Here is a 21,907-nt window from a genome sequence, read left to right as displayed (position 1 = left end):
CCTCCGATGACCTGCAGCAGGCAGGTCGCGCACCCTCTACCCGGATTCATAGGACCATCTCAATGTTTGAGCGACTGATTCGCTTCGCGATAGCACACCGCTGGCTCGTCATGCTGGCGGTTGTCGCTGTTGCTGCGCTAGGCATTTACAGCTACCAGAAACTGCCCATTGATGCCGTTCCTGACATTACCAACGTTCAGGTCCAGATCAACACCTCAGCGCCCGGATATTCGCCGCTCGAGGCCGAGCAGCGCATAACGTACCCGGTAGAGACGGCGATGGCGGGCCTGCCTGATCTCGAGCAGACCCGTTCCATCTCGCGCTACGGGCTTTCGCAGGTGACCGTCATTTTCAAGGACGGGACCGACATCTACTTCGCACGCCAGCTGGTCAACGAACGGATTCAGGAAGCGAAAGACAAGCTGCCACCTGGCGCCACGCCTGCGATGGGGCCGACTTCAACCGGGCTCGGCGAGATTTACCTGTGGACAGTCGAGGCGGATGCCACGGCGCGTAAGCCGGACGGAACAAGCTATACGCCTGCGGACCTGCGCGAGCTTCAGGACTGGGTCATCAAGCCTCAGCTTCGCAACGTACCGGGCGTTACCGAGGTCAATTCCATTGGCGGCTTCGTCAAGGAGTTTCGCGTCGCACCGAATCCGGCCAAGCTGATGTCGTATGGCCTGACGCTCGCCGACGTAGTTCGCGCCCTCGAGCGTAACAATGACAACGTCGGCGCCGGGTATATAGAAAAGCGCGGCGAACAGTACCTGGTGCGGGTGCCTGGCCAGGCCCGCTCCGTCGACGATATCGCCAACGTCGTGCTGACAAACGTTGGCGGCGTACCGGTTCGTATGAAAGATGTCGGGCAGGTCGATATCGGTCGCGAATTGCGAACGGGCGCAGCGACAGCGAATGGCGAAGAGGTGGTGCTTGGTACGGTATTCATGCTGATGGGCGAGAATAGCCGGACCGTGGCGAAAGCGGTCTCTGTCAAGATGGATGACGTCAACCGTACGCTGCCTTCGGGTGTGCGCGCGGTGCCCGTCTACGACCGCACCGTGCTCGTCGAAAAAGCCGTGCAGACAGTGAAGAAGAACCTCCTCGAAGGCGCGGTTCTCGTTATCGTCATTCTCTTCCTGTTCCTCGGCAACATCCGGGCGGCCTTGATTACCGCGCTGGTCATCCCGCTATCGATGCTGATGACATTCACCGGGATGGTCAATGCAAAGGTGAGCGCCAACCTCATGAGCCTCGGCGCGCTCGATTTCGGCATCATTGTCGACGGCGCGGTCGTGATCGTTGAAAACTGCGTCAGACGCCTCGCTCATGCACAGACACTCGCCGGCCGGCCACTGAGCCGCGAAGAACGCTTCGCCGAAGTTTTCGGGGCGTCACAGGAAGCGCGACGCGCCCTCATTTTTGGCCAGCTCATCATCATGGTGGTCTATCTGCCCATCTTTGCGCTTACGGGCGTCGAGGGCAAGATGTTCCACCCGATGGCGATTACCGTGGTGATGGCGCTCGCCGCAGCGATGGTGCTGACGGTCACCTTCATTCCCGCCGCGGTGGCGCTGTTCATCGGTCAACGCGTCGAAGAGAAAGAAAACTGGCTGATGAACAGGGCACGGCGGTTTTATGAGCCCGTGCTGGCCGCGTTCATGACGCGCCCAAAGCGCGTGCTGGCTGGCGCAGTCGTGATTGTCACGCTGACCATGGGGCTGGCGACACGCCTTGGCAGCGAGTTCATCCCGAGCCTGAACGAGGGGGATCTTGCCGTTGCCGCGCTGCGCATCCCCGGCACGAGCCTCTCGCAGTCGGTGGACATGCAGAAGGCCATTGAGAAAACGCTCAAACAGCGGTTTGCGGAAATCGACCGCGTTTTCGCACGCACGGGTACAGCGGAAATCGCCGCGGACCCGATGCCGCCGAACCTGTCCGACGGTTACATCATGCTAAAACCGACCGCCAGGTGGCCTGACCCGAACAAGTCGCGTGACCAGCTCGTGCAGGAGATTGAGGCCGCGCTCGCGGAACTGCCAGGCAATGCGTATGAGTTTTCACAGCCTATCCAGTTGCGTTTCAATGAGTTGATTTCCGGCGTGCGCAGCGACGTGGCAGTTAAAGTGTTCGGCGATGACATGGCCGTGCTCAACGGAACCGGCGAGAAGATTGCGGCGGCGCTTCAGAAGGTGCCGGGCGCCTCGGAAGTCAAGGTCGAGCAAACCACCGGTCTGCCCGTTCTCACCATCAATCTCGATCGCGACAAACTCGCACGGTACGGCGTGAGCGTAGGCGACATTCAGGACACGGTTGCAGCCGCGGTCGGCGGTCAGAAAGCCGGCACGCTGTTTCAGGGGGACCGGCGATTTGACATCGTGGTCCGGTTGCCCGACGAGCTTCGTTCAGATATCGAGGCGATCAAGCGTTTGCCGATTGCGTTACCATTTTCGCCGCAAGGCGCCGCCGGCGGCCCGGTGGTCCAGGCGCCGTATGTCCCGCTTGCCGAGCTGGCGACGGTCGAGGTTGCCCCGGGTCCCAATCAGATCAGCCGGGAGGACGGCAAGCGGCGCGTGGTCGTGAGCGCGAATGTGCGCGGGCGTGACGTGGGCTCGTTCGTCGCGGATGCGCGCGAACAGATTCAACAGGATGTTCAGGTTCCCTCGGGTTACTGGTTGTCGTGGGGTGGACAGTTCGAACAATTGCAGAGCGCGAGTGAGCGACTGAAACTCGTCGTCCCGCTCGCGCTTTTCATGGTGTTCGTCCTGCTTTTCATTATGTTCAATAATGTGAAGGATGGCTTGCTGGTGTTCACGGGTATTCCATTCGCACTGAGTGGCGGCGTGGTGTCGTTGTGGATGAGGGACATCCCTCTGTCCATCACAGCCGCCGTCGGGTTCATCGCGCTGTCAGGCGTCGCCGTGCTGAACGGGCTCGTCATGATTTCCTTTATCCGTAATCTGCGCGAGGAAGGTATGCAGCTGGATGCGGCTGTCCGCGACGGAGCGGTGACGCGGCTGAGGCCGGTATTGATGACCGCGCTGGTCGCATCGCTTGGCTTTTTACCGATGGCATTCGCGACCGGCACAGGCTCGGAAGTGCAGCGCCCGCTGGCGACTGTTGTCATCGGTGGCATCCTGTCGTCCACGGCCCTGACACTGCTGGTTCTCCCGGTCCTGTATCGGGTCGCCCATTCGACGTCGTTTCGTTCCGTCGTGATGGACAGGTTGTCGAAACGGGCGCCAGGCCGGGTACTGCGCTGGTTCGGTATTTTTTCGAGGTAGGGTTGAATGCGGATTCTTTTAGTGGAAGATGAGTCGAAGACCGGTGCTTATCTTCGCAAGGGTCTGGCCGAGGCCGGGTACGTCGTCGATTGGGTTGAAGATGGCATTACCGGCCAGCATCAGGCCGAGACGGAAGACTATGACCTTCTCATTCTCGACGTGATGCTTCCGGGGCAGGACGGCTGGACTCTGCTGCGAAATCTTCGGCGCACGAGGTCGACCCCGGTGCTGTTCCTCACCGCACGCGACGATGTGGGAGACCGGGTCAAAGGGCTTGAACTGGGCGCGGACGACTATCTGGCGAAACCATTCGACTTCGTCGAACTGGTCGCCCGCGTAAGGTCGATACTGCGGCGCGGAAAACCAGGGGAGTCGACAACGCTGAAGGTGGCCGACCTCGAACTTGACCTGACGCGACGCAAAGCCACCCGTCAGGGCGATTCCATTCTCCTGACTGCCAAGGAATTCACGCTGCTCTGGCTTCTGATGCGAAAGGAGGGGGAGATTCTGCCCCGCGCCACCATTGCATCTCAAGTTTGGGACATGAATTTCAACAGCGATACCAATGTCGTCGACTCGGCCATCAGGAGGCTGCGCTCAAAAGTCGACGACGCCTACGAACCAAAGCTCATTCATACAGTGAGAGGAATGGGGTACGTGCTGGAAGCGAGAGGTAGCGAGAGTTGTTGATGCGCCTTGTCCCACGAACGCTCCGCGCACGGCTGACGGCGCTCATTGTCCTGTCGACATCGGCGATTCTGGCCCTGAGCGGATTTTCACTGTATGAAGCACTAAGAGGCCGTATCGAGGCGACGTCGGTCGAGCAGATATCGGGCACGATGTCTTCACTGCAGGTGCATCTGAGCAACATCGAAACGACGGACGACATTGGCCGCCATGCCGAGATGTGGATAGACCAGTTGCACGGGCATCAGAACATGGACCTGGCCATCTACGACACGGCCGGCAATCGGCTGCTGAGCACGGCAGGATTCCGGCCATATGCACCGATCCTGACAACTCAGACAAAGCATGCTCCGATCACGCTCACACCGGCTCACTCGCGGCTCCGCTACATGGTGACTACGGTGTCGCTCGCAGGGCCAGCCGGGCCGTCAGTCCGAGTCGCGATTCAATATGACGGGGCCAATGACCAGGCCCTTCTGCGGGCGTATGCGCAGACAATCATCGTCATCGAAGTGCTGGGGGTGATGCTGGCCGCCGCGTTCGCGTACGGCATCGTCATGCTGGGTCTGAGCCCGCTTCGCCGCCTCGTCGCCCGCGCGGAAGAAATGTCGACCAATCGCCTTGCGCATCCGTTGCCTGAGCTCGATACATCGGGAGAACTGAAGGAGTTGGGCCACGCGTTTAACGGCATGCTTGCGCGGCTTGACGAGTCGTTCACAAGGTTAGGTCAGTTTTCGTCGAATCTCGCCCATGACATGCGAACACCATTGACCAATCTGCTGGCCGCTGCCCAGGTTGCGTTGTCGCAAACCCGGACCGCTGCAGAGTACAGGGATGTCATTGAATCCAGCATCGACGAATATCAACGTCTGTCCAGGATGATTGAGGACATGCTTTTTCTGGCGCGCTCGGAGCAGGCCGACGCGACCCTGTCGGTTCGAAATGTGGACGCTGCCGCTGAGGCCGAACGCGTCGCCGGCTATTACGAGTCAATGGCGCAGGACGCCGAAGTGACAATCGAGGTGAAGGGAGGCGGCACCGTCTGCGCGGACCTTCTTCTCTACCAGCGCGCACTGAGCAACCTGCTATCCAATGCCCTTGCGCACGCCCCGCAAGGGTCCGTCATAACGATTGACTGCAGCGAAGCGTCAGATTCGACAACGATTGCCGTATCGGACACCGGTCCCGGAATCGAAGCGCAACACGTCACCCGGATATTCGAGCGGTTCTACCGGGTCGACCCGGCGCGGCACGACTCGGCGTCCGGCACGGGGCTCGGACTGGCTATCGTGAAGTCGATAATGGAAAACCACGGAGGACAGTGCGGCGTGACGAGCGAGCCTCACCGCCGCACGACATTCTGGTTGCGGTTTCCGCGCCGCGAGTTCTGAGTCGGCGGCGCCACGCCGCCGCTGTCCACTCAAGGCCGGCAGGCACCGCACGCAAAGACCGAAGTGCGTCACGGCCAACACGCTCCGGCCCGGTGAAGCCGCCGGGCATGTTCCCTCCGGCAGCGGTCGTGCCTATCGGGCTGCCAGCTGGTCATGATGGTCAGCCGACGGCATAGTTTCGCCTGCGTGGAAAGTCAGCGCGTGCAGCTCCTTGTTGCGGGCAATCGTGGCAGCATCCGGCGGGTACTTCGTTTTCCTTACGGACGTCAACCCGTCATGCCGGGCCTGAATCAGTTCCTGACGAACCTGCTCGCGGGACTTGCCTTGCGCCTGCGCTACCTGCGAGATGCCGCCGATAAACATTACTGCCGCCGCGGAAAGTGCGAGAAATTTCGCTGCGCTCATTTGAATCTCCTTTTGTGACGACCACCGGTTGGCGAGTCAGGAGGCCAGTATGAATACCGGAGAGTGCGCAATCGTGACTGCCAGATGAGAAAAATGTCAGATTCAATTTTCTGGCGAACCGGGCAGTGAGCCTTTGCCGCGGATATGTGGGTATGCCACGAAGGCGCTCAGCAATCGCTGCCCACACATGAGATTTCCGTCACGTTCGCGTCATGTCTGCGCAGAGTTCGCAAAGCAAAATTCTCCCTCGTCGCCGTTGCCGCCGTCAGGCCACCGGCATTCGCTTTCGCCCCTGCCGGCCAATTCATTCCTGTGCGGGTCTCTTCGATGCGCCTCTGATCGGGAGCGGCCGCTGGCCACGAAGGGCGCCGGTCTGAACATGAACGTGAACGTGAAACATGCACACATTCCTGCTGAAATTGCTTTTCCCGGCCGTCATTGTCGCCAGCCTGACCGGATGCGCCAATCCCGGCAGCGAGCGTCGGGCTGCCGGTGCATCGCCCGAAGCCAAACAGGCAAAAGCGCCGGTGGACCTGGCGCCAGGCGAACAGGTGGACTATGCCGGCCATCGCTGCGGGAATCCAAATCTGTACGTTAAAACGCATCTGTGCCTTTATCCGCGCCGATAAGGACGCCATTCTCGCGTCAACAGGGGGCTCCATGCGTGAGCACTCGTCGCATGTGTCGAAGTGCGATTGACAGCGCTGGTTTTCACATCCACGCAGATGGTCACCGCCGCAGCGTCGATACAGGTCTCATCCCGTTTGTATCGACTCAGGCTACGGCCATCTTTTACAGGACCAGACTTCATGTCCGGATCCTCTTTTTATTCAATCCTGCATCGTCGTCAGTGGAATGAACCAGCGGCGCAACGCTTCCTCCAGGCCTTCCATGCTGTCCTGCTCGCCGGCCCAGGCAACACAGGCATCGGGACGGATCAGCATCGACGGTCCTGTTGCGACGGCGACGCAACGGATTCTCTGTGTAGCGGCGGCAACGAGCCTGGACGCCGTCTGCCCGGTTGAGGCGTCGAGAAGAACGCCCATGCCGTCCTGCATGACATCGTAGAGCGCGACGCGGCCATCGCCGTGGCCGATTGGCCTGTCGCCGATCAGCCGTCCGACGTCGTCCTGTTCCGAGCCGAGATCGTAGCGGGTGGCAAGGCCGCTCATCATCTCGCCGACGAAGCGGTTGACGTCGTCGAATTGCATGAGGTTTGCCATGAGCTCGCGCATCGCGCCTGCTTGCGGATCGGGCCGCATGATGGCCATCTGGGCCAGCGTGTTGGCGAGAACCGCTTCGGCGACGGGCCGCCGCTCGGCCGTGTAGGTGTCGAGCAGACTGTCGGGTTGCTCGCCCCGGATCACCGCGGCAAGCTTCCAGCCGAGATTCGCGGCATCCACGAGCCCAAGGCTCAGGCCCTGACCGCCGAACGGCGGGTGGACATGCGCCGCGTCACCGGCCAGCAGCACCCGGCCCTGGCGATAGGTATCGACGAGCCGCGTATTGTCCGTCCATCGGCTGGCGCTTTCGAGCCCGTTCACGCGGACCTCTTTGCCGCTGATGCGCCGCAGTACGGTTTCGATTTCCTCACGGGTGACCGGAGCCTGCCGATCTTCCGGCGGACCGCTGAAGTCCAGCATGAACAAGCGGCCGGGAAACGGTCCGTAGGACAGCACGCCACCCGATGTGCGACGCCAGCCGCTCGGCAACAACTGCTCGGGACGGTCGATCTCGACGGCCGCCTGGTACATCGTCATGCTCGGCGCCGTGCCGGGGAAGTCAAAACCGGCCATCTTGCGGATCGCGCTGCGCCCGCCGTCGCAACCCACCAGGTAAGAGCAGCGGATGCGGCCCTCGTCTGTTGAGGAGTTCCACGCCACATCGACACCGTCCGCCTGCTGGACGAAGCGGGCGACGTCGCACCCGCGGCGCACCTCGATCCCAAGCGCGCGCACGCGATCGGCCAGCATGGCTTCCACGGCGTGCTGATCCACCGGGTGGGGACGCCGCTCCGGCTCCCGTTGCGCGTCTTTCCGTATCAGAGACAGGCCGGCGAAATGGCCGCTGAACCTGGACCCGCGCCCCCGCGCGTCCGGTCCGTTCTGAGCGGTGAACTTCTGCATGGCCGCGAAGCTGAGCTCTTCCGCGGCGGCGATGGCCGGCGCCATGCCGCGACGCTGCAACGCTTCGCTTCCCAACGGTCCGATCCCCAATGCCTTTGCTACCATGCTCGGAGCAGCCAGGCGCTCCAGCACAAGGACGCGCGCGCCGCCCAACGTCAGTTCGATGGCGCTCAGGAGGCCGACCGGCCCGGCTCCCACCACCACCACATCAATCGATTTATTCATATACCAAGTCCCAATTTGTACTCAGTACATAAAATATGCGATAAGATAGCGACATGTCAACGCCGACCGACCTCCGATCCCGAAAACGCCTTGCCACGCGGCAAAGCATCTCCAATGCCGCCACGCGCCTGTTCCTGGAACGGGGCTTCGATCAGGTGACGGTGGACGAGATCGCGGCCGCCGCCGAAGTCGGGCGGATGACGGTGTTCAACCACTTTCCCCGCAAGGAGGACATGTTCTTCGATCGCGACGAGGAGGGGCGCGAGATCCTGCGCGAAGCCTTGCGGCAGCCTGATTCGCGCCTCGCGCCGATCGAAACGCTGCGTTTGCTTGCCCACCGGCTGGTCGCGGAGCAGAGCCCGTTCGTCGAGTTTTCTGAGGCGAGCCGGGGCTTCATCGAAACGATCGAGGGCAGTGAAACCCTCAAGGCGCGGGCGAGAGCGATACGTGACGAGCTCGCACAGGCTGTAACCGTGGCCTTATCCGAATGCGGGGGACGGGAACCTGCCGATCCCGACGCCCGTCTCGCGGCCAGTGTGCTGCTCGCGACATGGACCGTGGCCTTCATCGAGGCTCATCGGCGCTTTCGTGAGAAGCGGGATGCCGAAGAAGCGAAAGCTGCCTTTCTCGCTATTGTCGATAAGGGAACCATTGGCCTGAAGGCGGCAATGGCGGGCACGCCTTACGTGTGATCTGTCCTCTGTGCCTTGGTGTCGTTAAGCGCGCCGAAGAACAGCAATGGGTGGCGGGCATGCAGGGCGCGAGAGCCCCGAGTTGGGGCGCGCTGCACCAAGGCGAATGGATCAAAGCGTGGCAGCGCGGCCTGAAACCATCCCTCGATCATCAGCGCAGAGCCCGGTCTGGTCGGGTTCATCGCGCGTTTTCACGAACCTGAAACGCACCTGGCATGGCTCCTGCTCACTTGAGTTCAAACTTGTATTCAAGATTGAACTCAAGGAAACTCCGTGTCCACTTCATCGCCCCTGAAAGTCCGTCCTCTCCTCGCGGCTTATGCCGCCAACCGTCTTACGCCATCTGAGGTCGTGGCGACGGCGCTCACTCGCATCGCCGAAATCGAGCGGCCGGAAGTCTGGATCTCGCGTGTACCCGCAGCGGACGTCGAAGCTCGCGCCCAGGCGCTCGAAGCGCTTTATGAAGAACAGGGCAGTGCGGTGTTCGAACGCATGCCGCTATTCGGCGTGCCGTTCGCGGTCAAAGACAATATCGATGTCGCCGGCTTGCCGACCTCCGCCGCGTGCGAGCCTTTCAGCTATACGCCGGCCACCTCGGCATTCGCCGTGCAGCGCCTTATCGATGCCGGCGCGATACTGATCGGCAAGACCAATCTCGATCAGTTCGCGACGGGTCTGGTCGGCACGCGCTCGCCGTATGGCGCGGTGCGGAACACCGAATTTCCACTGCGCGTCTCGGGCGGGTCGAGTTCCGGGTCGGCGGTTGCCGTAGCCGCGGGGTGCGTGGCCTTTTCGCTCGGCACCGATACTGCGGGTTCCGGACGTGTGCCGGCTGGGTTCAACGGACTCGTCGGCCTGAAACCGTCGCTCGGACTCGTCAGCAAACGCGGCGTGGTGCCGGCCTGCCGCAGCCTCGACACGATCTCGGTGTTCGCGCACGACGTCGGCGACGCATGGCGTGTGTTCAGTGAAATCGCGTGTTTCGATCCGCTCGATGGCTACTCGCGCAAGGTGCCGGGCCTCGGTCTTCTGCGCAGCGCGCCGAGGCTCGGCGTGCCGGATCGCCTCGAATTTTTCAGCGATGCAGCGGCGAGTCAGGCGTTCTCCGCGGCGCTCGATACGCTCGCTTCCCATCTGCGCCTCGATCCCGCACCGATCGACTTTCAACCGCTCAAGCAAGTCGCGGCGCTGCTTTACGACGGTCCGTGGGTGGCGGAACGGCGCGCCGCGCTCGGCGCATTCTTCGACACGCATCGCGAGGCGATCGATCCGGTCGTCGCGGCCGTGATCGGCAAAGCGGATCGCTACAGCGCGGCCGACGCGTTCAACGGTCAATACGCACTCGCCGATCTGAAGCGTCACGCCGAACAACTCTTCGAGTCGATCGACATCCTGATCGTCCCGACCACGCCGACGCATCCGTTGATCGCCGATGTGCAGGCCAATCCCGTCGAGTTGAACAGCCAGCTCGGCTACTACACGAACTTCGTCAATCTGCTCGATCTGTGCGCGTTGGCCGTGCCTTGCCAGCGCCGCAAAGACGGCTTGCCGGCAGGTGTCACGCTGATCGCACCCAGCGGCGCGGACCGGCGTGTCGCCGAATTGGGCGCGCGCATTCAGGCCTTGTTCGAGACCGCTGCCGAGGCCCCAGGCGGGAGCGAGACGACGGGCATCGCAAAGCCGGTCAGCCGCACCGTGGCCACGACCACGACCCCGGTGAACATGATCGAACCGCTGCCGTTCCAGGAGCCGACTGTCACGCTCGCCGTGGTCGGCGCGCATCTGCGCGGCCAGCCGTTGAACTGGCAACTTCAGGAAGCCGGTGCGCGCTTCGTCATGGCGACTCATACCATCCCGAGCTACGCGCTTTATGCGCTTGCCAATACGCAACCGCCGAAACCCGGGTTGGTGCGTGTGGTGGGCCAGCAAGGCGCGGCCATTGCCGTGGAAGTCTGGGAGGTGCCGCTGCGCAGCTTCGGCAAATTCGTCGCCGACGTGCCCGCGCCGCTCGGTATCGGCACCGTGCAACTCGCCGACCAGCTCACGGTGAAAGGCTTCATCTGCGAACCGTCGGCAGTCGGCGAGGGCAGCGGCGCGACCGATATCACCTCGTTTGGCGGCTGGCTTGCGTGGCTCGACAGTCTGAATGTCAACTGAAGGCCGGCGCTCATTCACCTCAATCAGGAATTGGAACCGATGGACCCGATGAAGCAGGACATGCCTGCCGCGCCGGCCGCGGCCAATCAGCTTGCCGAGCAGGTGTACCAGCAACTGAAGGACGATATCTTCAGCTTCCGCCTGTTTCCCGGTGACCGCTTTTCGGAAAACGGCATCGCGCAACACTACGGGGTGTCGCGCACGCCCATGCGCGACGGTCTGTTCCGTTTGCAACGCGAAGGGTATCTGGAAGTCGGTTTCCGGCGCGGCTGGAAAGTCTCGCCGATCGATTTCGATCAGCTCGACCAGCTCTACGATTTGCGCATCGTGCTGGAAGTCGCGGCGGTGGAACGCGTGGGGGCGGGCGGCGACGCCGCGCACGCGGCCGTCGAAGCGCTAAAGGCGGTATGGTGCGTCGAGCCCGAACTGCGCGAGCGCGACCCGGTGAAGATGTTCGGCATGGACGAGAACTTCCACCGTCAACTGGTCGCCGCGACTGGGAATGCGGAAATGCTGCGCGTGCATAACGACGTGACCGAGCGCATCCGCATCGTGCGGCGGCTGGATTTTCTGAAGCCGCACCGCACGAGCGCGACCTACGACGAGCATTCGACGATCCTGAGCCTGATCGAACGCAAGCGAATGACGGAAGCGATCATCCTGCTGCGCGCGCATATTACGCAGAGCAAACAGGAGGTGCGCAAGATCACGTTGTCGATGCTGGCAGCGGCGCGCCATAGCAAGCTGCCGTTCGTGTCGTGAAGCGCCTCACTGTGCGGCGCGGCATGTAGCGCGGCATGTAGCGCATGCATGCCGCGAAACGCGTGGCGAAGCAACCGCCACGCCGTCACCCGTGCGCGCCGTCACTCGTACGAAAAGGCCCCGCCGAATTTATCCATCCGCTCCAGCGCCATTCCCGAGCCGCGCACCACGCAGGTCAGCGGCGCCTCGGCGACGAACACCGGCAGGCCGGTTTCTTCGGCAAGCAGGCGGTCCAGGTCGCGCAGCAATGCGCCGCCGCCCGCGAGCATGATGCCGCGTTCGGCGATGTCGGCGCCCAGTTCCGGAGGGGTCTGCTCGAGTGCGATCTTCACCGCCGAGACGATCTGATTCAGCGGATCGGTGAGCGCTTCGAGAATCTCGTTGCTGGAGACCGTGAAGCTGCGTGGAATGCCCTCGGACATATTGCGGCCCTTGACTTCCATCTCCTTGACTTCGGAGCCCGGGAAGGCGGAGCCGATTTCCTTCTTGATCGCCTCGGCGGTCTGCTCGCCGATCAGCATCCCGTAGTTGCGGCGGATGTAGTTGACGATCGCATCGTCGAACTTGTCGCCACCCACGCGCACCGACCCCTTGTACACGACGCCGCCGAGCGAGATCACGCCCACCTCGGTGGTGCCGCCGCCGATATCGACCACCATCGAACCGGTCGCCTCGGAGACGGGCAAGCCGGCGCCGGTAGCCGCGGCCATCGGCTCTTCGATCAGATAGACCTGCGAGGCGCCGGCGCTATGCGCGGCCTCCTTGATCGCGCGGCGCTCGACCTGAGTCGAGCCGCACGGCACACAGATGATGATGCGCGGCGACGGTGCGAACATCCGCGACTCGTGCGCCATCTGGATGAAGCGCTTGATCATCTGCTGGGTGATGTTGAAGTCGGCGATCACGCCGTCTTTCATCGGGCGGATCGCCTCGATATTGCCCGGCACCTTGCCGAGCATCTGTTTCGCTTCCTTGCCGACGGCCAGAATGATCTTCTTGCCATTCGGGCCGCCTTCCTGACGAATCGAGACCACCGAGGGTTCGTCGAGCACGATGCCCTTGCCACGCATGTAAATCAGGGTGTTCGACGTGCCGAGGTCGATTGCCAGGTCGTTGGAAAAATAGCCGCGCAGAAAACCGAACATGCAAATTCCTGTCTCGCTGATGCCGGGCGCGTGAGCGCGCCCCTTGGGAATGCCGCCCGGAGGCGGCAGGCGACCAGGTGGCGGTCGGGAGAGAGGGAAGAATAACAGCTTCGGGCGCGGCGCTACCTGGGCGCGCGTACGCGCAGCGAGTTGTCAGCTTGCCATTTGATGCGTTCGCAATTGCTCTTGACCCGCACCGCGAACTCCGACGGGGCATTGAGTTGCAGCGAGCGCATCTGGATTGCATCGCTATCGCCACGCCGCCAGCCCGTCTGCCAGCGCGTATCGAACTGGCTGGCCTCGGTGAGCACCTTTCTCAGCTTTTCCTTGTACGCGGCCACGTCCTGCTCTGATACGCCGCAGAACTCCTGATCGAAGCGGGCCCGCTGGCCCGCGGCTTCCGCGCTGGCGTTGGCGCTGTCCTCGCTGGCTAACGCGAGCCGTGGCGCTGCCAGCAGCAGAAGCGACACCAGCAGCAGCGCGAGCGCGGGGATCTTTGCAAGCGGAGCGCGCGATGTATGCAGAGCGTAATGCCCAGACCGGCTTGTCGACACGATGACCTCCTTGTGGCCGTCCTCCAGCGCCGCAACGAATCGCGTGAGCAGGGCGGCAGCGGGTGCTGCTGCCCATCTTACCGTGTCTGGCCGAGGCCCCTGGCTAGCGCGCTGGGCGGCGCGTCGCTGGTGGCTCCGCGTCTATCGCCGCTTACCTGCCGCTCAGGGCTCAGGGCTTAGGGCGCGTTGGTCAGCGCCGGGTCGAGATAGGCGCTGACGTTCTGCGATTGCTTGTAGACCGCGTTGCGCACGTTGAACCTGTCCGCGTTCACGCTCGATCCATACACCGAGTCCAGCCCGTCACCCTTGACGAAGGCCTTTCTGGCCGCCGCCGCGTCGAGCAGGTGCGTGCCTTTCAGCAAGGGCAGATACTGGGCCGGCGTCAGGCCGACGCGCGCGGACATGATCTTTACGGCATCCGGTTGCGTTTTCGGATCGTCGATGTAGGCCACGCAGCGATACCAGACCTTGATGACCTTGGCCCAATCGGCCTTACGCGACTGCAGACTGACCGGATTCACCGTGATCGCGTCGTAGATCAGGCCAGGCGCATCGGCCGAGGTGAAGATCGGACGTGCGCCCGGCACGCGCTTGAGGGCTTCGCCCGCGTTCGGCTGCCACGCGCCGACCGCGGCGATGTCCTTCGACGAGGCGAGCACCTGCGGCAATTCGTTGGTCTTCGCGTTGACGAGCGTGATGTCGGATTCCTTGAGCGCGTGCTTCTCGAGCGCCGCGTCCAGCAGCAGGTGATCGACCAGGCCCATTTCGACACCGACCTTCTTGCCCTTGAGTCCATCCACCGTGCGAATGGGCGGCTTGGCCACGATCATGTCGTTGCCGCTCGAATAGTCGGTCAGGAGGATCATCACGTTTTTGGCGCCGCTTGCGCCGGTGACCAGTGCATCGCCATTGGTCGCGCCGACCGCGTCGAGCTTGCCGGCGGAGAATGCATCGAGCGAGGCCGAGTAGTCGAACCATTGGAAATTGACGTCCACGCCGGCTTCCTTGAACCAGCCTTTGTCGATGGCAATCTGGAAGGTGACGAAACCGGGCCAGTCGCTGTAGCCAATGGCGAGAGGCGTGGCCGCCTGCGCGGGCGCGGCGGCCAGACCGCTGAAACCGATGGCAAGTGCGGCGGCGGCGCCGGCGATCGTGCTGCGCACACGGCGCATACGCCACGATGAGGCAGGGCAGCTCGGTGAGGTGAGAGACGTGCAGGCGGATTCGAAGCGTTTCATCGTTTTCTCCAGGAGACCGGTCAGTTGCGATTGTTGAGTTGGATCGCGCGGCGACTGCGCGATAAAACAACATGACCGGTTCCCGCGAGAATCCGAATGAGGCGGACACTGCGCGAAAACTGCGGGAAACAAACGCCGGCCACGGAGAGGCACGATAGGCATCGCTATCGCCAATCTCCCGGGCTTTTGTCCCGCCGTGTAGTGCGGCCGGCGCTCGTTCGCGGATCAAATCCGTGTCGAACGAACCGGTGCACCGGGCTGCTCTCGGACCAGACATTCTTGCGAACCGGAACCCTAGCATCCCTAAGATGCGACGCTGCCGCACCTCTCAGCAATCAATCTAGCGAGAAATATGCCAGCCTGAGTGCATGATTTCTCGACACGTAGCCGATCGCGTCCAGCCTTGAAATCATGAACGGCGAGGAGGGCAGATGAATCGACGCGCCGCCTGCGCTTACGAGCGGCGCCGTTGCTTTTGCAGTTCCATGAAACGCGCCGACATCAGTGTGTAGAGCGTGCGGCGAAGCGTGGCAAGCGTGAGCATGATCGGATGAGGCCGGTAGTGAGTGTGACGCTTTGACTTGCACACACCATGCCAACTTGCAGAGTCCTTACGCCGTCTGAAATACATAACAGAGCCACAAGAGCGCAGCCCAATCATGGTGCCTCGCGCATTCAACTGGTGCCGATCCGGCGTCAGCCGTGGTGCGCAGGCTAACAATCCGGCTCATCGCCGCTCGCCCGTATCACGCCGCTCAAAGCACCCAAGCCCTTGTCATCCAGTGCTTGCCACCTCGGCAACACGACGCTGGCACGCAACTCGCTTAACGATGCAGTGAGAGGTGCGAAGTAATTTGCATCATCTTCAGGATCGCTAGGGTTCCGGTCGTCCCGCCTTAAAGGCTTTTTGGTGGCTTTAAAGCGCACGCACGATGTCTGGTCCGAGAGCAATCCGGTCTTGCCGTTCACCTTCTTTCAAGGCGTCGGCGAGGCTCCACGGAGGGATAAAAGCCCGGGAGGTCGCGATGTCGGTCAATCGCCCTCTCATGCTTTTTCCCAACCGATACCTGGAGCCTCCATGTCGACGCAAACCTCAGTCGATCTCACCCCGATCCCGCATGTGTTGTGGGAGACCGTGCTTCCTGCCGGCACCCACTGGTCCGGCGTGCTGCGCCGTGGCATTGCGCTGCGCGTCGTCGACACCGATGGCGGCGCGAACCTGGCCGCCGTGTTTTACCGGCACGACGCGCCGCTCGAACGCTACAACATGGCCGATACGCTGAAGGCGCAGCACACCGCGCATCTGACACGCGCTCACGTGCTCTATTCGGATATGGGCCGCGTGCTCGCCTCGATCACGGCCGACACCCTCGGCTGGCACGATCCCCTGGGCGGCGTGGGCGACGCTGAACTGTTCGCAAGCCGGTATGGCGCGGCCCGCTATCAACACCATCGCAATGCGATGGTGCGCAACGGCCGCGACAGTCTGCTGCTCGAGCTGGCCAAACATGGTCTGGGCACGCGCGATCTGGTCGCCAATATCAACTTTTTCAGCAAGCTCGCGATCGGCGAGGATGGCGCGCTCGACTTCGTCGCAGGACATTCCACGCCCGGCTCGGCGTTCGACCTGCGTTTCGAAATGGACACGCTCGCCGCGTTTTCCACCGCGCCGCATCCGTTGAACCCGTCCGCCGAATACGAACCGAAGCCCGTCAAGCTGATCGCGTACCGCGCGTATGCCGCCGATGCTTGCGTGCCGCCCGACGATCCCTGCCGTTGCGCCTGTCCCGAGAACGAGCGCGGCTTTGTCAACACCGATCGTCTGTTCGTTTAAGGAGACCCGCGATGTCCATCATTGAAAGCAGGCTCGATATCCGTCACGCGGTCTACGACCTTACGCTGCCGTCCGGCGAGCCGTGGCTGCATGAAGTCAAGCGCGGCCAGGTGTTGCGCATTCTCGATCTGGAAGGCAATCAGGCCGTCGACACGCTGTTCTACAACAGCGCGGATCCGCTCGAACGCTACAGTGCGCAGGACACGATTCGCGCGCAACGCAACCTCTATCTCTCTGCCGGCAGCGTGCTGATGTCAAACCTCGGCAAGCCGATGCTGACCCTCGTCGCGGACACGTGCGGGCGGCACGATACCCTGGGCGGCGCCTGCGCGGCCGAGAGCAATACGGTTCGCTATGCGCTCGACAAACGCCATATGCACAGCTGCCGCGACAGCTTTCTGCACGCGCTCACGCATTGCACCTGCGGCGTGGGCACACAGCTCACCAAGCGCGACATTGTCAGCAACATCAACTTCTTCATGAATGTCCCGGTGACGCCGCTCGGCAAACTGAGCTTCGAAGACGGCATCTCTGCACCGGGCAAATATGTCGAAATGCGCGCCGAGATGGACGTGACCGTACTGATCTCGAACTGTCCGCAACTGAACAATCCCTGCAACGGCTACAACCCGACGCCCGTGCGCCTGACCATCTGGGACGCCCAATGACATTCGACAAAGTCCTGATTGCCAATCGCGGCGAAATCGCCTGCCGCGTGATCCGTACGCTCAAGCGCCTCGGCATTGCGTCGGTGGCGGTCTATTCGGAAGCCGACCGCCACGCCATGCACGTCATGCTCGCCGATGAAGCGGTCTGCATCGGCCCGGCGGTGGCGGCCGCCAGCTATCTGAATAGCGCGGCGATTCTCGAAGCTGCGCGCACGAGCGGCGCGAATGCCGTGCATCCCGGCTACGGTTTTCTCTCGGAGAATGCGGCGTTCGCCCAGGCATGCGAAGACGCGGGCATCCGTTTCATCGGGCCGCGCCCCGCGCAGATGCTCGAATTCGGCCTGAAGCACACCGCACGCGAGCTCGCGCAGGCGAACGACGTAGCGTTGCTGCCCGGCACTGGCTTGCTGCCCGATGTGGCAACCGCGTTAAGCGAGGCGGGGGCGATCGGCTATCCCGTGATGCTGAAAAGCACCGCGGGCGGCGGCGGCATCGGCATGTCGCTGTGCTGTGATGCGGCGCAACTGGAGAGCGCATTCGCATCGGTCGCGCGGCTCGGCGAGGCTAACTTCGCGAACGCGGGCGTCTATGTCGAGAAGTTTGTCGAGAACGCGCGCCACATCGAAGTGCAGATTTTCGGCGACGGCGAGGGCGGTGTGATTGCGCTCGGCGAGCGCGACTGTTCGGTGCAGCGGCGCAACCAGAAGGTGATCGAGGAGACCCCCGCGCCGGGTTTGAGCGAGGCGGAACGCACGGCGCTGCATGCGAGCGCCGTGCGCCTCGCGCAGGCCGTCAAGTACGAATCCGCCGGCACGGTCGAATTCGTATTCGATGCCGACACGCGTTGCTTCTATTTTCTCGAAGTGAACACGCGGTTGCAGGTCGAGCATTGCGTCACGGAGGAAGTCACGGGTGTCGATCTGGTCGAATGGATGATCCGTCAGGCCGCGGGCGAACTGGCGCCGCTCGATACGCTGGCGCCGACGCCCCGCGGTGCGAGCATCCAGGTCCGCCTGTACGCGGAAGACCCGCATAAACAGTTTCAGCCGAGCGCAGGCGTGCTGACGCACGTCGCTTTCGCCGCGGATGCGCGGGTCGATACCTGGGTCGACGCCGGCACCGAAGTCAGTGCGTTCTACGATCCGCTGCTCGCGAAGATCATCGTCAAAGGCGCAACGCGCGATGCCGCGCTTGCGGCCATGCGCACCGCACTGAAGGATACGCAGCTATACGGCATCGAAACGAACCTCGACTATCTGCGCGCCATTGCCGGCTCGGCGACCTTCGCACGAGGCGAGCAAACCACCGCCTTCCTCGCACGGTTCATGTTCGCGCCGCATACCGTCGACGTGCTCGACGGCGGCGTGCAAACCACCGTGCAGCAAACGCCGGGACGCGTCGGCTACTGGGACATCGGCGTGCCGCCGTCCGGCCCGATGGACGATCTGTCGTTCCGGCTCGCCAACGAACTGCTCGGCAATCCGGCTGACGCGGCGGGACTCGAATGTGCGATGGTCGGCGCAACGCTGCGCTTCAACACCGCGACGCTGTTCGTGCTGGGCGGCGCGCCGCTCGCCGCCACGCTCGACGGGCAGCCGGTCACGTTATGGCAGGTGACGCGCGCACTGGCGGGTTCCGTGCTCAAACTCGGCGGTGTGACCGGTGCCGGCATGCGCGCCTGTCTCGCGCTCAAGGGCGGCTTGCAGGTGCCGGACTATCTCGGCAGCAAAGCGACCTTTACGCTGGGCCAGTTCGGCGGGCACGCGGGGCGCGCGCTGCGCAAGGGCGATGTGCTGCATCTCGCCGCCGACGCAGGCCGCGGCGAAGCGGGCGCACAACTCGATGCCGCGCGTGTGCCGGTACTGACGCACGACTGGACCCTCGGTGTGCTCGACGGCCCGCATGGTGCGCCGGATTTTTTCACGCCCGACGACATCGCCATGTTGTACGGCACGCGCTGGACGGTCCACTACAACTCCAGCCGCACGGGCGTGCGGCTGATCGGTCCGAAGCCGCAATGGGCGCGCACGGACGGCGGCGAAGCGGGGCTGCATCCGTCGAATATTCACGACAATGCATATGCGCTCGGCGCGGTGGATTTCACCGGCGACATGCCGGTGATTCTCGGCCCGGACGGTCCGAGCCTCGGCGGCTTTGTCTGTCCGGTGACGGTGGTGAGCGACGAGTTGTGGAAGCTCGGACAACTGCGGCCGGGCGACACCGTGCGCTTCGAACCGGCGCGCGTGCCAGCGGCAGCATCGGCTGCTTTCATGGCACACGCGAATCCCGCTGCGCACGATTGCGTCCTCTACAGCGATCCGTCCGCGGGCGAGGGCACCGGCGTGGTCTACCGCCGCTCGGGCGACCAGAACGTGCTGATCGAATATGGTCCGCTCATGCTCGACCTGAACCTGCGCTTTCGCGTGCATGGATTGATGAACTGGCTCGAGACACACCGGCTGCCGGGCATCGTCGATCTCACGCCGGGCATCCGCTCACTGCAGGTGCATTTCGACCCGCGTGCGCTGTCACACGACACCTTGCTTGCGCATCTTCAGAAGGCCGAGCGTGAATTGCCCGCCGTCGACGAGATGCGCGTGCCGAACCGCATCGTGCATCTGCCGCTGTCTTGGGACGACCCGTCGACGCGGATCGCGATCGAACGCTACATGCAATCCGTACGTCCCGATGCGCCGTGGTGCCCGAGCAATATCGAGTTCATTCGCCGTATCAACGGTCTGGACAGCATCGACGACGTGAAGCGCATCGTGTTCGACGCGCGTTACCTGGTGATGGGTCTCGGCGACGTCTATCTCGGCGCGCCGGTGGCGACGCCGCTCGATCCGCGCCACCGGCTTGTCACGACCAAGTACAACCCCGCGCGCACCTGGACGCCGGAAAACGCGGTGGGGATCGGCGGCGCCTATCTGTGCGTGTACGGCATGGAAGGGCCGGGCGGTTATCAGTTTGTCGGCCGTACCGTGCAAATGTGGAACCGCTATCGCACCACCCGCGAGTTCGAAACCGGCAAGCCGTGGCTGCTGCGTTTTTTCGACGAGATCCGTTTCTACGAAGTCAGCGAGGCCGAGTTGGCCGGGCTGCGCGCCGATTTCATCGCGGGCCGCGCGACGTTGAAGATCGAGGAGTCGGTATTCGACCTCGGTGCATACAACCGTTTCCTGAAGGACGAAGCCGGATCGATCGCGGCCTTCAAGCGCTCCCAACAGGCAGCGTTTGATGAAGAACGCGAGCGCTGGAATGCCGCGGGACACGCCGAGTACGTCGGCGAATCCGGCAACGATGCGGGTCCGGCCACCGGCAACGGCGCGCACGACGCGCTGGCGGCGGGTCTGCAGGGCATCGTCGCCGACGTCTCGGGCAGCGTCTGGAAACTGCTGGTCAGCGAAGGCGAGCGTGTGTGCGAAGGGCAGGTGGTGGCGATCGTCGAATCGATGAAGATGGAAGTGTCCGTGACCGCCACGGCAGACGGCGTGATCGACAGGATCGATTGTGCCGCGGGCGCAGCGGTGGTCGCGGGGCAAAGGTTGATGGTGCTGCGGGCACAAGGCGCAGGCGTTGCGCCCGGCACCACCGAGGAGGCTGCATGCAAGTGACACGACCCGACAACCTGTTCGAATCGAAGCCGATTTCGCCAGCGGCGCGGCGGCCACGCCGCGCGCCGGACGAACCCGGTTCCGGCACCGGACACTCTTTCGGAGAATCCCATGACCGTGATTAACAGGAGCGACTGGTTCGCGGTGCGCCGCGAACTCTCCGCACGCGGCAAGTGGCTGCTGGGCTTCGGCTCGTTCTTGTTGCCGCTTCTCGTATGGTGCATCGTCAGCTACATACCGTTCGTCTGGCATCCGCAGGTGCTGATCGAAAGTCCGGGCAGCGTCGACTATTTCCAGTCTGGCATGCGTGTCGACAAGGAGGTCTTCGGTGACGAGTTGAGCCGTGCGCGAGCGGGCCACACCGCGTTGCCGACAGGCGAGCCGGTCAACCCGGTGTACCTGCCCGCGCCTCACGAAGTGCTGCGCGCGTTCTACACCGCGTTCACGACACCGCCTGCCTCGCGCGACGGCGTATGGCTGCATCAAAGCTTGTGGCACAGCATCCAGGTGATCTTCTGGGGCTTTCTGCTGTCGTCCGCGATCGGCGTGCCGGTCGGCATTGTCTGCGGGACTTACAGCGCGATCGCGCGGCTGCAGGAGCCGTTTTTCGAGTTCTTCCGCTACCTGCCGGCGCCCGCGTTCGGTGCGCTGATGGTGGCGATTCTCGGCATCTACGACGGCCCGAAGATCGCGATCATCGTAATCGGCACGCTGTTCCAGCAGGTGCTGATCGTGGCCAACACGACCCGCAAGCTGGAGTACGGTCTGTTCGAAGCGGCCATGACGCTCGGCACGAAGAAATTCAGGCTGCTCACGCATGTGGTGATCCCCGGCATCCTGCCCGACCTGTATCGCGATCAGCGCATCCTGCTCGGCTGGGCGTGGACGTATCTGATCGTGGCGGAGCTGGTCGGCACCAGCTCCGGCATCACGTGGTACATCACGCAGCAGGCGCGCTATGAGCATTTCGACAACGTCTACGCGGCAATCATGATGATCGGCATCATCGGGCTCGGCACCGACCTCGTGCTGGCCTACATCGGCCGCAGACTGTTTCCGTGGGACCGCACGCTTAAAGCCTAGTGGGACCGTTCGCGCTACGGCCTGCCGTCACCCCGATAGCGC

At 63.1% G+C, this 21,907-nt stretch carries 16 protein-coding genes and 2 riboswitches; of the genes, 11 read left to right on the top strand and 5 right to left on the bottom strand.

Annotated features, from left to right (window positions below; genetic code table 11):
- The first annotated feature begins 62 nt into the window (after window positions 1-62).
- From BCY88_RS03475 to BCY88_RS03465, 3 genes are read left to right on the top strand one after another with little or no spacing between them, the layout of a single operon-like run.
- Window positions 63-3,284, top strand: coding sequence for an efflux RND transporter permease subunit (locus tag BCY88_RS03475; RefSeq protein WP_120342895.1), 3,222 nt, complete (start codon window positions 63-65; stop codon window positions 3,282-3,284).
- A gap of 6 nt (window positions 3,285-3,290) precedes the next feature.
- Entirely contained in the window at window positions 3,291-3,974 is a 684-nt protein-coding gene (irlR, locus tag BCY88_RS03470; RefSeq protein WP_120342894.1) for a heavy metal response regulator transcription factor IrlR, read from the top strand.
- Window positions 3,968-5,362, top strand: coding sequence for a heavy metal sensor histidine kinase (locus tag BCY88_RS03465; protein ID WP_120342893.1), 1,395 nt, complete (start codon window positions 3,968-3,970; stop codon window positions 5,360-5,362). The genes irlR and BCY88_RS03465 overlap by 7 nt, the downstream gene beginning before the upstream one ends.
- Before the next feature lie 132 nt (window positions 5,363-5,494).
- Here BCY88_RS03465 and BCY88_RS03460 read toward each other — a convergent pair whose 3' ends face one another.
- The gene (locus BCY88_RS03460) at window positions 5,495-5,767 is read right to left on the bottom strand and encodes a DUF4148 domain-containing protein (protein WP_120342892.1); all 273 of its coding nucleotides are present in this window, start codon (window positions 5,765-5,767) and stop codon (window positions 5,495-5,497) included.
- A 398-nt stretch (window positions 5,768-6,165) separates the two neighbouring features.
- On the opposite strand from BCY88_RS03460, the gene BCY88_RS03455 reads away from it, so the two are divergent.
- Window positions 6,166-6,396, top strand: coding sequence for a hypothetical protein (locus tag BCY88_RS03455; RefSeq protein ID WP_120342891.1), 231 nt, complete (start codon window positions 6,166-6,168; stop codon window positions 6,394-6,396).
- A gap of 201 nt (window positions 6,397-6,597) precedes the next feature.
- On the opposite strand, the gene BCY88_RS03450 is transcribed toward BCY88_RS03455, so the two are convergent.
- Window positions 6,598-8,118 carry an FAD-dependent monooxygenase gene (locus tag BCY88_RS03450; protein WP_120342890.1) on the bottom strand — a complete coding sequence of 507 codons (1,521 nt, stop codon included), beginning with the start codon at window positions 8,116-8,118 and terminating at the stop codon, window positions 6,598-6,600.
- Window positions 8,119-8,171: 53 nt separating this feature from the next.
- On the opposite strand from BCY88_RS03450, the gene BCY88_RS03445 reads away from it, so the two are divergent.
- From BCY88_RS03445 to BCY88_RS03435, 3 genes are all read left to right on the top strand, one after another.
- Entirely contained in the window at window positions 8,172-8,810 is a 639-nt protein-coding gene (locus BCY88_RS03445; protein WP_120342889.1) for a TetR/AcrR family transcriptional regulator, read from the top strand.
- A gap of 273 nt (window positions 8,811-9,083) precedes the next feature.
- Window positions 9,084-10,967: an allophanate hydrolase gene (gene atzF, locus BCY88_RS03440; RefSeq protein WP_183081262.1), complete on the top strand. Its 1,884-nt coding sequence runs from the start codon at window positions 9,084-9,086 to the stop codon at window positions 10,965-10,967.
- 39 nt (window positions 10,968-11,006) lie between these two features.
- Window positions 11,007-11,729 (top strand): GntR family transcriptional regulator, encoded by a 723-nt coding sequence (locus BCY88_RS03435; RefSeq protein ID WP_120342888.1) that lies wholly within the window; start codon window positions 11,007-11,009, stop codon window positions 11,727-11,729.
- Between the two features lie 101 nt (window positions 11,730-11,830).
- On the opposite strand, the gene BCY88_RS03430 is transcribed toward BCY88_RS03435, so the two are convergent.
- From BCY88_RS03430 to BCY88_RS03420, 3 genes are all read right to left on the bottom strand, one after another.
- Complete coding sequence (locus BCY88_RS03430) at window positions 11,831-12,874, bottom strand: rod shape-determining protein (protein WP_028194510.1); 1,044 nt, start codon at window positions 12,872-12,874, stop codon at window positions 11,831-11,833.
- A 122-nt stretch (window positions 12,875-12,996) separates the two neighbouring features.
- Window positions 12,997-13,428: a hypothetical protein gene (locus tag BCY88_RS03425; protein WP_259461224.1), complete on the bottom strand. Its 432-nt coding sequence runs from the start codon at window positions 13,426-13,428 to the stop codon at window positions 12,997-12,999.
- A 176-nt stretch (window positions 13,429-13,604) separates the two neighbouring features.
- Window positions 13,605-14,600 carry an ABC transporter substrate-binding protein gene (locus tag BCY88_RS03420; RefSeq protein WP_259461231.1) on the bottom strand — a complete coding sequence of 332 codons (996 nt, stop codon included), beginning with the start codon at window positions 14,598-14,600 and terminating at the stop codon, window positions 13,605-13,607.
- Window positions 14,601-14,839: 239 nt separating this feature from the next.
- Window positions 14,840-14,975: riboswitch (guanidine-I (ykkC/yxkD leader) on the bottom strand.
- A gap of 554 nt (window positions 14,976-15,529) precedes the next feature.
- Window positions 15,530-15,687: riboswitch (guanidine-I (ykkC/yxkD leader) on the top strand.
- Between the two features lie 57 nt (window positions 15,688-15,744).
- Between BCY88_RS03420 and BCY88_RS03415 the strand changes: the two genes are divergently transcribed.
- The 4 genes from BCY88_RS03415 (at window position 15,745) to BCY88_RS03400 (ending at window position 21,865) form a co-directional block, all read left to right on the top strand.
- Entirely contained in the window at window positions 15,745-16,500 is a 756-nt protein-coding gene (locus BCY88_RS03415; protein ID WP_120342886.1) for an urea amidolyase associated protein UAAP1, read from the top strand.
- A gap of 11 nt (window positions 16,501-16,511) precedes the next feature.
- The gene (locus BCY88_RS03410) at window positions 16,512-17,168 is read left to right on the top strand and encodes an urea amidolyase associated protein UAAP2 (RefSeq protein WP_120342885.1); all 657 of its coding nucleotides are present in this window, start codon (window positions 16,512-16,514) and stop codon (window positions 17,166-17,168) included.
- Entirely contained in the window at window positions 17,165-20,782 is a 3,618-nt protein-coding gene (uca, locus tag BCY88_RS03405; RefSeq protein ID WP_120342884.1) for an urea carboxylase, read from the top strand. Before BCY88_RS03410 ends, uca begins: the two co-directional genes overlap by 4 nt.
- 111 nt (window positions 20,783-20,893) lie before the next feature.
- The gene (locus BCY88_RS03400; RefSeq protein ID WP_120342883.1) at window positions 20,894-21,865 is read left to right on the top strand and encodes an ABC transporter permease; all 972 of its coding nucleotides are present in this window, start codon (window positions 20,894-20,896) and stop codon (window positions 21,863-21,865) included.
- Window positions 21,866-21,907: the final 42 nt, after the last annotated feature.

This window comes from Paraburkholderia fungorum, from assembly GCF_003610895.1.
Lineage (GTDB): Bacteria > Pseudomonadota > Gammaproteobacteria > Burkholderiales > Burkholderiaceae > Paraburkholderia > Paraburkholderia fungorum_B.
The sequence above is the reverse complement of the archived record's forward strand: the minus strand, read 5'-3'. Positions and strand labels throughout refer to the sequence as shown.

What these genes read in the sequence shown, in the direction of transcription:
- BCY88_RS03475 (WP_120342895.1), top strand. Translation starts at nt 63, where the DNA reads ATGTTTGAGCGACTGATTCGCTTCGCGATAGCACACCGCTGGCTCGTC.
- irlR (WP_120342894.1), top strand. Translation starts at nt 3,291, where the DNA reads ATGCGGATTCTTTTAGTGGAAGATGAGTCGAAGACCGGTGCTTATCTT.
- BCY88_RS03460 (WP_120342892.1), bottom strand. Translation starts at nt 5,767, where the DNA reads ATGAGCGCAGCGAAATTTCTCGCACTTTCCGCGGCGGCAGTAATGTTT.
- BCY88_RS03455 (WP_120342891.1), top strand. Translation starts at nt 6,166, where the DNA reads ATGCACACATTCCTGCTGAAATTGCTTTTCCCGGCCGTCATTGTCGCC.
- BCY88_RS03450 (WP_120342890.1), bottom strand. Translation starts at nt 8,118, where the DNA reads ATGAATAAATCGATTGATGTGGTGGTGGTGGGAGCCGGGCCGGTCGGC.
- BCY88_RS03445 (WP_120342889.1), top strand. Translation starts at nt 8,172, where the DNA reads ATGTCAACGCCGACCGACCTCCGATCCCGAAAACGCCTTGCCACGCGG.
- BCY88_RS03435 (WP_120342888.1), top strand. Translation starts at nt 11,007, where the DNA reads ATGGACCCGATGAAGCAGGACATGCCTGCCGCGCCGGCCGCGGCCAAT.
- BCY88_RS03430 (WP_028194510.1), bottom strand. Translation starts at nt 12,874, where the DNA reads ATGTTCGGTTTTCTGCGCGGCTATTTTTCCAACGACCTGGCAATCGAC.
- BCY88_RS03420 (WP_259461231.1), bottom strand. Translation starts at nt 14,600, where the DNA reads ATGCGCCGTGTGCGCAGCACGATCGCCGGCGCCGCCGCCGCACTTGCC.
- BCY88_RS03415 (WP_120342886.1), top strand. Translation starts at nt 15,745, where the DNA reads ATGTCGACGCAAACCTCAGTCGATCTCACCCCGATCCCGCATGTGTTG.
- BCY88_RS03410 (WP_120342885.1), top strand. Translation starts at nt 16,512, where the DNA reads ATGTCCATCATTGAAAGCAGGCTCGATATCCGTCACGCGGTCTACGAC.
- uca (WP_120342884.1), top strand. Translation starts at nt 17,165, where the DNA reads ATGACATTCGACAAAGTCCTGATTGCCAATCGCGGCGAAATCGCCTGC.
- BCY88_RS03400 (WP_120342883.1), top strand. Translation starts at nt 20,894, where the DNA reads ATGACCGTGATTAACAGGAGCGACTGGTTCGCGGTGCGCCGCGAACTC.